This window comes from Deinococcus sp. YIM 134068, from assembly GCF_036543075.1.
Lineage (GTDB): Bacteria > Deinococcota > Deinococci > Deinococcales > Deinococcaceae > Deinococcus > Deinococcus lichenicola.
On sequence record NZ_JAZHPF010000041.1, the window covers coordinates 1 to 11,101 of the forward strand.

Here is an 11,101-nt window from a genome sequence, read left to right on the forward strand (position 1 = left end):
GCAAAAGTGTTCTGGGCTGGTGGCTGCGTCTGAGCGCGAAGGTGGCAGCGCACAACCTCCTGATTCAACTCAAGGCCCGTTGGGGTCGTCCGCTAGGTGCCCACCTTGATCTCGTCGCCCTTCCCTGGCCCGTATTGCACATCAAGCGTCTTGAGGGGGGAGGCCGGGAGGGGGTGAGCGGGCATCGCCATCCAAGAACCCCGCTCCCCAACTCCCCCGTCACTCTTCAGAGCCAGAGCCGCCAATCCCCTCCCGAAGCCCCTTCCCCGCCAACCGCGCGGGCACCAGCCGCTCCAGCAATGCCACGAGTTCGGCGTCCATGAACTCGTAGTCGTCGGGAATGCCGAGGGTGAGGAGGCGGTCGTCGGGGAGGACGCCGCGCCACCTCGCCCGTATCCAGTCGCGGTGGGCCTTCTCCATGCACACGGCCACGTCCGCCCATTCCAGCAGGTCGCGGGTGAGGGCCGTGTCGGCATCGCGCGCCGTGCCCGCCGAGGCGACCTCCCATTCCGGGTGAGTGCGGAAGATGGCCTCGGCGGTCGGGCTGCGGAGCCTGTTCTGCGTGCAGACGAAGACCACGCGCAGGGGACGAGCCAGGCCGCTCAGGGTTCCCGCCCCTCGGTCAGCCACTGCGCCTCCTGATCGGCCTGCCCTGCCGGGCCGTGCGCCCGTGCCCACGCGGCGGCGGCCTCCACGTCGTAGGCGGTGCGGCGGAACTCCACGTTCCAGCTCCCATTCCGGCGGGTGAGCAGCACCCAGCGGGCGAGGGGCAGCCCGTCCTTCTGGCGGCTCACCGGCCCCGCGTTCACCACCGTCACGCCGTCCACGACGCTCAGCATCTCGTGGTGGGTATGCCCGACGACGCAGACGCGCCCGCCCGAGTCGAAGGTGAAGCCGCCCAACCGCTCCCGAATCTCACGGAAGTGCGCGGGCCGGGTGTGGTCGCCCTCCTCGGTGAGCAGCAGGTCCTCCCACGGACTGCGCGGGCTGCCGTGGGCGACGCGGACCTCACCGTCCGCCACGTCCACGTAGACGGGCAGCGAGGCGAGGCGTTCCGGCACGTCGGGCGGGAGTTGGGTGCCCAGCCAGGCGCGCATCCCCTCCTTGCCCGCACGCAGTCCGGCCACGCGCTCGTCGGTGTTGCCGCGCACGGTGGGCGGGGCGTGTTCGGCCTGGAGCGCCCACGCGCCCGCCGGGTCCGCCGCGCCCCACACCGTATCGCCGAGGTTATGCAGCGCGTCCGGCGTCTCCTCCCGGATGGCGGCCAATACTGCCTCCAGCGCGAAACGGTTGCCGTGAACGTCCCCCAGAATGGCGAGTCTCATGGGTGCCTCCTCAAAGCAAGAGACCAGGCAGAAGAAAGGTGTTCAGGTGGAGTGCTGGCGGCTGGAAGCTGGCCGCTGGCCGCTGGCCGCCCTCCCTCAGCCCTACTGCGGCCTGCGGATCGCCGCGAAGATCAGGCCGAAGAGCAGACAGGTGAAGACCACGCCGAAGAGGGAGGCGTCCGCGCTGAAGCCGGGGCGCAGGGCGTCGCCCGTGAACTTGTAGACGGCGTAGGGGGCCGACCAGCCGAGGGCGTACAGCCCCGCGCGGCGCGCGTAGGCGGGGGTGGCCGCCGCCTCCGGGAACACGCGCGCGGGAACGAGCATCGCGGGAATGAGGAGCAGTTGCGAGAGCCAGAACCACGCGGGCAGGGTGCCGAACCCGTACTCCACCCCGGCGAAGACCACGTTCAGGGCCGCGATGAGCAGACCCGTCACGATCATGGAACGAAGCAGCAGTGGATTCACGCCCGGCATGTTCGCACACCGCGCCGCCCGCCCGACCTGCCCCGCCTCCCTATCATGCCCCCATGACCGGCCCCACTGTCCACCCTGACCCCCTGCACGGCGTCACCCTCGAACAGATCGTCGTGCGCCTCGCGGACCGCTACGGCTGGGACGGCCTCGCCCGCCGGGTGCCCGTGCGCTGCTTTCAGAGCAACCCCAGCGTGCCCTCCAGCCTCAAGTTCCTGCGAAAGACGCCGTGGGCGCGGGCGAAGGTGGAGGCGCTGTACGTGGCGTTGGTGCGGGACGAGCGGGAGACGTGAGGGGCAGGGTAGGAAAGGGAATAGAGCGTTTGCGTCGTCCGGCAGAAGGACGAGCGGTGCTCGTCACCCCCCATCCCCAGCTCTCCCCCACAAGGAGGGAGGGAGCAAAGAGTACGGCTGACACGCTCGCTTTCTCCTGCACATCAAGCGTTCAAGGAGGAGCTAAACCCACGACCAACCCGCCTTCCTCCTGTCACCCGAACCATAGAAAACCGGCCCCCACCTGGAGGACCGATCCTTTGCTGAACGCTGACTGGTGAGGGCTTCCCCTACTTCTTCGGCTCGTCCGCCACCTGCCCCACCACACCCGGCACGACCCACGCCATATTGTTCAGCTCGGCCACGCTCAGGACCTTTCCGGCGGGCACGCGCAGGATGCCGTTGCGGTCGCGGATGGGTCCGGTGAAGGGGTCGAACTTCCCGCCCTTTTCCATGTCGGCCTTGAGGGCCAGCACGCGGTCGTAGACGGTGGTGGGCTTGCCCGCGACGGTGATTTTGGCGGCCCTGAGCTGGGGCACCCACTTGGGATTGATCGCCATGCCCTCCTGCGCGCCGAGTTCCACCGCGCCGCCGCGCAACAGGTTCCAGTAATCGACCTTGTTCAGGTTCTTGGTCGTGTACGTACCGCTCCTGACCTTCGTCAGGAAGTCGATGTAAATCTTGTCCCAGTGGACGATCTGGCCGCTCACCGTGTAGTCGGGCGCGAAGCGGTACATCGCCGTGTAGTGGGCGAAACTCGGCACCTTGCGCGCGGCGGCGGTCTGCACCACGGTCGCGGTGTCCTCGGTGAAGGCGAGCACGTCGTTGCCCTCGGAGATCAGGGCCTCGGCGGCTTCGCGCGCCTTGTTGGGGTCGAACCACGCGTTGATCCACTTGACGTTCACGGTCGCCCTCGGGTTCACCGCGCGGGCACCGAGCGCGAAGGCGCTGATGTGGCGCTTGAGTTCGGGGATGGGGAACGCGCCCACGTACCCGAGCTTGCCGCTCTTGCTGACGGCGGCGGCCATCATCCCGTTGAGGTAGTAAATCTGGTAGAAGTCGGCCATGTAAGTCGCCATGTTCGGCGCGCGCTTGAAGCCGCTGGCATGAGCGAAAATGACGTTCGGGTACTTCTTGGCCGCCTCCAGCGTCTGGTCCATGAAGCCGAAGGACGTGGTGAAGATGACCTGGCAGCCGTCGCGCACGAGGCGGTCGATGACGGGCGTGGCCTGGCCTTCCGGCACGCTCTCCACGTACTTCGTCTCCAACCAGGAGAGGGCCTGCTCCGCCTTCTTGCGGGCCTGGTCGTGCGCGTAGCTCCAGCCGATGTCGCCCACCGGACCGACGTAGATGAAGCAGGCCTTGACCTTGCCCGTGCGGACGCTCGGCGTGGCCTGCGCCTGTGCGGTCGGCCCCCCGGTCGTGCCGAGCAGCCCCAGCGTCAGGGGAAGGAGGGCGGCCAGAGTGAGGCGGGCGGGGCGGGGCAGCGTCCTGGGGGGCAGAATCTTCAAGGGAAACCTCGCGGCGGTTGAGGGTTCGAAACGAACTGTCGGCGTTCGCGGGAGCAGAGGGAGGATCGCCCGGCGAATCGCCTTCATTCTGCCTTCATGGAATTCACTTTGTCAGGGGGGTGTAAGACAACTTGCGCCGGGGAGGGGAACCGGGTGGGTGCCGTCCCGCGTCCCTCCCGCCGCCTCTGAACCCGGAGGGGCCGCTGGCCCGTACCCTGGGTGTGACGTGGAGGCTTGCCGAGGTGGCCTGGCTCCGGGGACGCCGGGACGGGACGGCTGACCCGGTGGCCGACGACGCGGCCCTGGCCGGGCGATTGCGCGGGCGCGACGAGGCGGCCCTGGCCGAGGTCTACGACCGACACGCCGGGGCGGTGTACGGTGTGCTGGTGCGGCTGCTGGGGGAGGCGGGGGCGGCGGACACGTTGCAGGACGTGTTTCTCGGGCTGTGGGACCGTCCCGAGCGGTACGACCCCGCCCGCGCCGGGCTGCGGGCCTACCTGCTCGTGGTGGCCCGCTCCCGCGCCCTGGACCGGTTGCGGGCCGAGCGGGGCCACCTGCCGCTCGTGGACGAGGACGGCGAGGCGCTCGCGCTGCCCGACGCCCAGCCCGGCCCCGGCGAGCGCGCCGAGCGGGCTGGGCAGGGCGAGCGGGTTCGCGCCGGGCTGGCGCACCTGAGCGCCGCGCACCGCGAGACAGTGAGCCGCGCCTTCCTCCAGGGCCAGAGCCGCGAGGAGATCGCGGGCGCGATGGGGGTGCCGGTCGGCACCGTGAAAAGCCGCCTGCACGCCGCCCTGACCCACCTGCGGCGCGTTCTGGGCGAGGAGGCGGGCACATGGCTGGACTAGACGGGCGCGGGCGGGGGGAGGTCGGTCAGGACGGGACCTGCCCGGAGGTGCGTGAGGCCCTGGAGGCCCACGTGTCCCTGGGCACGCCACTCCCAGGGGCGGTGGCCGCGCACGTCACGGCCTGCCCCGACTGTGCGCGGGACCTCGCCGTGCTGCGTGCGGTCGAGCGGGCGCTGCTGGAGGACCTGCCCGAGCGCGCGCCGCCCCCCGAGGTGCGTGAGGCGGTGCTGGCCCGCGCCCGGTCGTCCCGCCGCCCACTTCGCCCGGCCCCGGCCCCCCCCGGCTGGCGGGCGTGGGGCGTGGGACTCGCGGCGGGGCTGGCGGCCCTGCTCGTCACGGGGGCGCTGTTCACGGGGTCGCGCACGGCGGCGGGGGCGCTGCCCGACCCGGCGGTGGTGGTGGGGCTGGGGGACGCCCTGATCGTGGCGAGCAACGACCGCGCCGGGACCATCACGCTCGTGCGCGGCGACCGGGCGCGGGCCTCCGTTCCCAGCGGGGGGGCGCGGCCCGCGTGGTTCACCGAGGGGGTGCGGCTGGGGGGGCGGGTCTACCTCGCCGACGCCGCCAACGACCGTGTGCTGGAACTTCAGCCCTCGCCCCTGCGTGTGCTGCGGAGCGTGCCCGTGCCGGACGGGGTGGCGGGGCTGGCCGCCGGGAACGGTGAGGTCTACTTCAAGAGCGCGCGGGGCACCGTGGGCCGGGTGGGGGGGCCGGTGGTCGCCCTGGCCCGCGAGGGCGAGCTGCCGCTGGCGGACGTGATGGACGGGGTGCTGCTGCGGCGGGGGCGGCTGTACGTCACCCACCACCTCAGCGGCGAGGTGTGCGTCCTCGACCCGGTGAGCCTGCGGGTGCTGCGGCGGCTGCGGGTGGGGGGTGCCCCGGTCGCCCTGGCCGGGACACCCGGCGGGCTGCTCGTCCTCGACCTGGGGGGCCGCCTCCTGCGCCTCGACGACGCCGGGCGGGTCGTCCGGGTGTGGCGGGTGCCGGGCACGCCCGACAAGTTCACCCTGAACGGGGACCTCGCGCTCCTGAGCGACCGCGCGGGCCGGGTCACGCGGGTGGACCTGCGGAGCGGTGCCGTGACCCGGCGGCCCGCCCGGCACCCCATGGACGTGGCCGCCCTGCCCGGCGGCACCTTCGCCGTGGCCGAGGGGAGCGCGGGCGTCCGCCTCCTCGACGGTGCCCTCGCCACGCGGGGCCGGGTGAGGGACTGAACCTCCGTCCCCCCGCCGCCGTACCCAGATCAGGAGGTCCCTATGAACCAGCTCCACCCGCAACTCCACCGGCCCGCCCTCGCCACGGCCCTCGCCGCCCTCATCCTCACCGCCCTGACCCTCACCGCCGGGGCGCTCGCCGCCTCACCCGCCCCGATGTCGAAGGGCGACGCCATGACCGGGCACAGCATGGCTGCCACCGACATGGGCATGAAGACGACCGCCTACCAGCCCTACACCAGGGCAGCCTTCGACGCGGCGAAGGGGCTGCGGCGCGTGCTGTTCTTCCACGCGACATGGTGCCCGAACTGCAAGGCCGCCGACGCCGACCTCACCAAGAACCTGGCCTCGCTGCCGAAGAACGTGATGGTCTTCAGGACCGACTACGACCGGGAGACGGCGCTGAAGCGGCAGTACGGCATCACCTATCAGCACACCTTCGTTCTGGTGGACGCGAAGGGCAAGGCGCTGGCGAAGTGGTCGGGCGGCGGCCTGCGCGAGATCGTGGCCCGGACGGGCATGGCCCGCTAGGCCGATGCTCCTGCTGCTCGTGGCATTTCTCGGCGGGGTGCTGACGGTGGTGTCCCCCTGCGTCCTGCCGGTGCTGCCGGTGGTCCTCTCGGGCACGGTGGGCGGACGGGCGCGGCCCTGGGGCATCATCGCCGGATTCATCGGCAGTTTCGTCCTCCTCACGCTGTTTCTGGGGACGCTGGTCGGTGCCCTGGGCCTCTCGGCGGACCTCCTGCGGTGGGGAGCGGTCGCCCTGCTGTTCACCTTCGGCCTGACGCTGGCGATCCCGGCGCTGGGCGGACGCTTCGAGCAGCTCGCGGCGCGGGCCATTCCACAGGGGTCGGCGTGGGGCGGCGGGGACGGGCTGGTGGGCGGCCTGCTCGTCGGGGCCACCCTGGGCCTGGTGTGGACCCCCTGCGTGGGGCCGATCCTGGCGAGCGTGACCACGCTGGCGCTCAGCGGGCAGGTGACGGGCTTCGCCGCCGCCGTCACCACGGCCTACGCGCTCGGCGTGGCCCTGCCCATGTTCGCGGTGATGGCGGGGGGGCGGCGTCTGCTGACGCGGATGCCCGCCCTGCTGCGGAACCTGGGTGGTCTCCAACGCGCCTTCGGGGGTGTGCTGGCCCTCTTCGCGCTCGGCATGGCGCTGGGCGTGGACCGCGCCGCCCAGACCCTCATCGTGGAGCGCGTGCCCTACGTGCAGAACCTGACCTTTCTGGAGGAGTCGGGAACCGTGCGGGGCCAGCTCGACCGCATCGACCCCAGCGTGCCCTGACACGGGGGGACAGGAAGAGGACGGGCCGCTGATCCAGAGGAAGCGGCCCGTCGTCCTGTGTATTTAACCCCGGTGGGCCTACCGCTCCCCGCGCACATACGCCTTGCCCAGCGCGGCGGGCGCATCCCCCTGCTGTCCCCTCAACCCCGCCAGCGCCAGCACGACGAGGACGAGGACGAAGGGCATGGCGGAGAAGACCTCGGTGGGAATGCCGCTGCTCCCCTGGAGGCGGAACTGGAGGTAGTACAGGAAGCCGAAGAACAGCGCCCCGGCGATGGCCCGCAACGGTCGCCACCCCACGAAGATGACGAGCGCGACCGCGATCCAGCCCAGGCCCGCCGTCGGGTTGTCGGCCCAGGACGCCCGGTAGCTCAGCGTCAGGAAGGCCCCGGCGAGGCCCGCGAGCGCCCCCCCGGCCAGCACCGCCGCGTACCGCACCCGCGCCACGTTCACCCCCAGCGCGTCGGCGGCGGCGGGATTCTCGCCCACCGAGCGCAGGGTCAGCCCGCCGCGCGTGGAGTTCAGCCAGAAGGCGAGGAGAACGGCCAGGAGCAGCGCCGCCGCCGTGAAGGGGCTGATCGTCAGGCCGCCCACCGTCCAGTCCTGCACCTTGTTGAAGAGGGGAAAGCCCTCGAACCGCTTGCCGAGCAGCCCCGCCGCCCCCGTCCCCAGCAGGGCGAGCGCGAGGCCGCTCACGAACTGGTTGGCCCGCAGCGTGATAGCGGCGAAGGCGTGCAGCGCCGCCAGGGCCGCCCCGGCGGCGAGCGCCGCGAGAACCGCCAGCCACAGGTTCCCCTGCGGGTACGCGACCGCGAAGGCCGCCAGCGCCCCGACGGCCATCAACCCCTCCACGCCCAGGTTCACCACGCCGCCCCGCTCGTTCACGATGGCCCCCAGCGAGGCGAGCAGCAGCGGCGTCCCGACGGCCAGCGCCCGCACGAGGGCCTCGACGATCACGTTATCCATCTGTCCTCCTTTCAGAATATTTGGCGCAAGAAGGGCGGCTTGCAGGTCGCCAGTCGCCAGCTTCCAGTCGCCAGAACTTGGGCACGGGATTTGAGCGTTCTGCGCTGGAGTGTGTTTCCGCCATCACCCCGACCTTCCGAGCAGGACAGGCCGGAGGGTCTCTTGACTCCTCTCCCCCTGCGGGAGAGGCCGGGAGAGGGGTGGCAAGCGCCAGCTTGCCCTTCTTGCCCTACGCCCCCGCCCCCAGCCTGACCCGGTGGCGCACGAAAATCTCCGAGCCGATCAGCGCGAGCAGGATCACACCCGAAAACACGTCCACCACCCGGAAGGGCATGTTCAGGTCGATCTTGAGGAGGTCGCCGCCCGCCAGGATGACGCCCATCAGCGGGGCCGTGACGAGGCACAGGGCCGGATTCCCGCGCGCCAGCCACGCGACGATGACGGCGGTGAAGCCGTAGCCGAGGCTGAGCTGCCCCGCCTCCAGCAGGCGGTGGTGGATGCCCGCGACCTCGCCCGCCCCGGCAAGGCCCGCCGCCCCACCCGTGATCAGGGCCACGACCGTCATCACGCGCGGCGCACTCAGGCCCGCGTACCGCGCCGCCCCCGGATTCTCGCCGACCACCCGCAGCGCGTAGCCGAACGTGGAGCGCGTGAGGAGCCATTGCAGCCCCAGCGCCACGAACACACCCAGCACCAGGGTCGGCCAGTGGACCTGCGTGCCCGGCAGCACGGACAGGAATCCGGCCTGCGGGAAGGTGTCGGTGTAGATGTACCCGCGCACGTCGCGCCCCTTCCACGGCCCGGCGATCAGGTACGTGACGACCGACACGGCGACGTAGTTGAGCATCAGCGTGGAGAGGATTTCGTTCACGCCGACCCGCCGCAGCCCGGCGGCGATCAGCGCCCACAGCCCGCCCCCCAGTGCCCCCAGCACGAACATCGCGGGCAGGAGGAGCGGCCCCGGCAGCGGCAGGAACAGCGCCGTGCCCGCCGCGAACACCGCCCCCAGCAGCAGTTGCCCCTCCGCCCCGATGTTGAAGAACTGCGCCCGGAACGCGAGGGCGAGGCCCGCGCCCGCCAGCAGCAGCGGGATGGTGCGCCGCGCCACCTCCGCGAGGCCCACCGGGTCGCCCAGCGTGCCGCGCAGCATCGTGCCGTAGACCTCGCCGGGGCTGGCCCCGTACGCGAGGAAGATCAGCGCGCACACGAGCAGCGCGACCGCCACCGCCGCCAGCGTGACGAGTCCGGCGCGGGCGGGCGACGGGGTGGCGAGCGGGACGAGCCTCACGCGCCCACCCCCTCGACCCCCGCGTGGTCGCGTTCGGGATGCGCCCCGCCCATCAGCAGGCCCAGCGACTCGCGCGTGACCTCGCGCACGGGGAAGGGGCCGCGCACCTCGCCCTCCACCATCACGGCGATCCGGTCGCACAGGCTGAGCAGTTCGTCGAGGTCCTCGCTCACGAGCAGCACCCCCGCCCCCCCACTCGTGCGCTCCAGCAGGACCCGGTGGACCTGATCGGTCGCCCCCACGTCCAGCCCGTAGGTCGGGTGGACCGCGAGGATGAGCCGGGGCTGTCCGTTCAGTTCCCGCGCCAGGATGAGCTTCTGGATATTCCCGCCGCTGAGCAGGCGGCTCGGCGTGTGGATGCCGGGGGTCGCCACGCTGTACGCCTCCACCTCGCGCCGGGCGCGGTCGCCTACCGCCCCCAGGTCGCGGGCGAGGCCACGGGCCAGCGGCTCCCGCGCGTAGTCGCGCAGCACCAGATTCTCCGCCACCGTCATGCTCGGCACCGTGCCGGAGTGGATGCGGTCCTCCGGGATGTGGGCGACCCCCGCGTGGAAGCGCTCGTCCGCCCCGCCCGTCAGGGGCCGCCCGTCCAGCGTGACCTCCCCGGACGCGGGATGCAGCCCGGCCAGCACCTCCACGAGTTCGCTCTGCCCGTTCCCGGCGATGCCCACCACGCCGAGGACCTCGCCCGCCCGCAGGTCGAAGCTCACCCCGCGCAGGGCGGGAAGGCCACGTGCCCCGGTCGCCATCAGCCCGCGCACCGTCAGCAGGGGCGTGTCCGTCACCGGGCCGCCCGTGCGCTTGCGGGTGAAGTCCACGCTGCGGCCCATCATCAGCTCCGCGAGGCTCTCGCGGGTCGCGCCCGCCGTCGGCACGCCGCCGACCACCCGCCCACGCCGCAGCACCGTCACCCGGTCGGCCACGCTCAGCACCTCGTCCAGCTTGTGCGAGATGAAGATCAGGCTGCGCCCGTCGGCCCGCAGTTCCCGCATCACGCCGAACAGCGCCCCGGCCTCCTGCGGGGTGAGCACGCTCGTCGGCTCGTCGAGGATGAGGACCCGCGCCCCGCGCATCAGCGCCCGCACGATCTCCACCCGCTGCTTCTCGCCCGGCGAGAGGTCGGCCACCCGCGCGTCCGGGTCCACCGCCAGCCCGTACCGCCGCGACAGCTCGCGCACCCGCCCCGCCACGCCCCGCGCCGGAAAGAGGCCGCGCCCCGTTCCCAGCGCCAGGTTCTCCGCGACCGTGTGCCGCTCCACGAGCAGCGGGTGTTGTGGGACGAGGCCGATGCCGAGCCGGAGCGCCTGCGCCGGGCTGGTGACGCGAACCGCCCGCCCCTCCAACTCGACTGTGCCCTCGTCGGGTTGGTAGAGGCCGTAGAGAATCGAGATCAGCGTGCTCTTGCCCGCGCCGTTCTCGCCCAGCAGCGCCAGCACCTCGCCGCGCTCCACGGTCAGGCTCACCGCGTCGTTGGCGACCACGCCGGGAAAGCGCTTGGTAATCCCGCTCAGGCGCAGGGCGGGCGGGGCGGCGGGGGAGGGGGGGTCAGTCACAGTCACCGTCCTGGGTGGGGGGAAAGGCGCACGTTCATAAAGTCATCCGTCACAGAAGTATGAGACAAACCGCACGCCCCCTCACCGAGAGGTCTGGAGGAGGGGGCGGATGGGACGCTTTGTTGGGACGGAGACGAACTGTGCGTCCCTTCTCAGGGGTAGAAAAGGAGGTTGGACGGTGGAGCGGCTGGGCTGCCAGGCCCGTTCACCCCCTCTCCTGCGGAGCTGTGCCAGTCCCGGCCTCCCCCCTTGAACGCTTGATGTGCAATGAGAGGAGGTGAACAACGGACGGTGCGAGCATCTGTCAGAACAGGTTGTGACCCCAGTTCTCGATGCCCAGACCGTCCTGACGACACTGTACTGCCTGATTG

Annotated in this window: 12 protein-coding genes; 5 read left to right on the forward strand and 7 right to left on the reverse strand. The window is 71.8% G+C overall.

Translation table 11 applies throughout. From position 1 onward, the window contains the following. Window positions 1-219: 219 nt before the first annotated feature. The 3 genes from V3W47_RS19315 to V3W47_RS19325 form a co-directional block, all read right to left on the reverse strand. Window positions 220-630: a low molecular weight protein tyrosine phosphatase family protein gene (locus V3W47_RS19315; RefSeq protein WP_331826870.1), complete on the reverse strand. Its 411-nt coding sequence runs from the start codon at window positions 628-630 to the stop codon at window positions 220-222. Then, window positions 603-1,325: a metallophosphoesterase family protein gene (locus tag V3W47_RS19320; protein ID WP_331826871.1), complete on the reverse strand. Its 723-nt coding sequence runs from the start codon at window positions 1,323-1,325 to the stop codon at window positions 603-605. Before V3W47_RS19320 ends, V3W47_RS19315 begins: the two co-directional genes overlap by 28 nt. A gap of 102 nt (window positions 1,326-1,427) precedes the next feature. After that, on the reverse strand, window positions 1,428-1,799 hold the full coding sequence (locus tag V3W47_RS19325; RefSeq protein WP_331826872.1) for a hypothetical protein: 372 nt from the start codon (window positions 1,797-1,799) through the stop codon (window positions 1,428-1,430). Between the two features lie 53 nt (window positions 1,800-1,852). Between V3W47_RS19325 and V3W47_RS19330 the strand changes: the two genes are divergently transcribed. Next, window positions 1,853-2,089: a VF530 family protein gene (locus V3W47_RS19330; RefSeq protein ID WP_331826873.1), complete on the forward strand. Its 237-nt coding sequence runs from the start codon at window positions 1,853-1,855 to the stop codon at window positions 2,087-2,089. A 269-nt stretch (window positions 2,090-2,358) separates the two neighbouring features. On the opposite strand, the gene V3W47_RS19335 is transcribed toward V3W47_RS19330, so the two are convergent. After that, a complete protein-coding gene (locus V3W47_RS19335; RefSeq protein WP_331826874.1) occupies window positions 2,359-3,579 on the reverse strand; it encodes a BMP family ABC transporter substrate-binding protein in 1,221 nt (406 codons plus the stop codon). 221 nt (window positions 3,580-3,800) lie between these two features. Between V3W47_RS19335 and V3W47_RS19340 the strand changes: the two genes are divergently transcribed. From V3W47_RS19340 to V3W47_RS19355, 4 genes are read left to right on the forward strand one after another with little or no spacing between them, the layout of a single operon-like run. Beyond that, window positions 3,801-4,424: a sigma-70 family RNA polymerase sigma factor gene (locus V3W47_RS19340; protein WP_331826875.1), complete on the forward strand. Its 624-nt coding sequence runs from the start codon at window positions 3,801-3,803 to the stop codon at window positions 4,422-4,424. Beyond that, complete coding sequence (locus V3W47_RS19345) at window positions 4,412-5,638, forward strand: hypothetical protein (protein WP_331826876.1); 1,227 nt, start codon at window positions 4,412-4,414, stop codon at window positions 5,636-5,638. Before V3W47_RS19340 ends, V3W47_RS19345 begins: the two co-directional genes overlap by 13 nt. 42 nt (window positions 5,639-5,680) lie before the next feature. Beyond that, entirely contained in the window at window positions 5,681-6,169 is a 489-nt protein-coding gene (locus V3W47_RS19350; protein WP_331826877.1) for a TlpA family protein disulfide reductase, read from the forward strand. Between the two features lie 4 nt (window positions 6,170-6,173). Beyond that, complete coding sequence (locus V3W47_RS19355) at window positions 6,174-6,923, forward strand: cytochrome c biogenesis CcdA family protein (protein ID WP_331826878.1); 750 nt, start codon at window positions 6,174-6,176, stop codon at window positions 6,921-6,923. A 78-nt stretch (window positions 6,924-7,001) separates the two neighbouring features. Here V3W47_RS19355 and V3W47_RS19360 read toward each other — a convergent pair whose 3' ends face one another. From V3W47_RS19360 to V3W47_RS19370, 3 genes are all read right to left on the reverse strand, one after another. Then, the gene (locus V3W47_RS19360) at window positions 7,002-7,889 is read right to left on the reverse strand and encodes an ABC transporter permease (protein ID WP_331826879.1); all 888 of its coding nucleotides are present in this window, start codon (window positions 7,887-7,889) and stop codon (window positions 7,002-7,004) included. A gap of 229 nt (window positions 7,890-8,118) precedes the next feature. Then, a complete protein-coding gene (locus V3W47_RS19365) occupies window positions 8,119-9,177 on the reverse strand; it encodes an ABC transporter permease (protein WP_331826880.1) in 1,059 nt (352 codons plus the stop codon). Further along, window positions 9,174-10,730: an ABC transporter ATP-binding protein gene (locus V3W47_RS19370; protein ID WP_331826881.1), complete on the reverse strand. Its 1,557-nt coding sequence runs from the start codon at window positions 10,728-10,730 to the stop codon at window positions 9,174-9,176. The genes V3W47_RS19365 and V3W47_RS19370 overlap by 4 nt, the downstream gene beginning before the upstream one ends. Window positions 10,731-11,101: the final 371 nt, after the last annotated feature.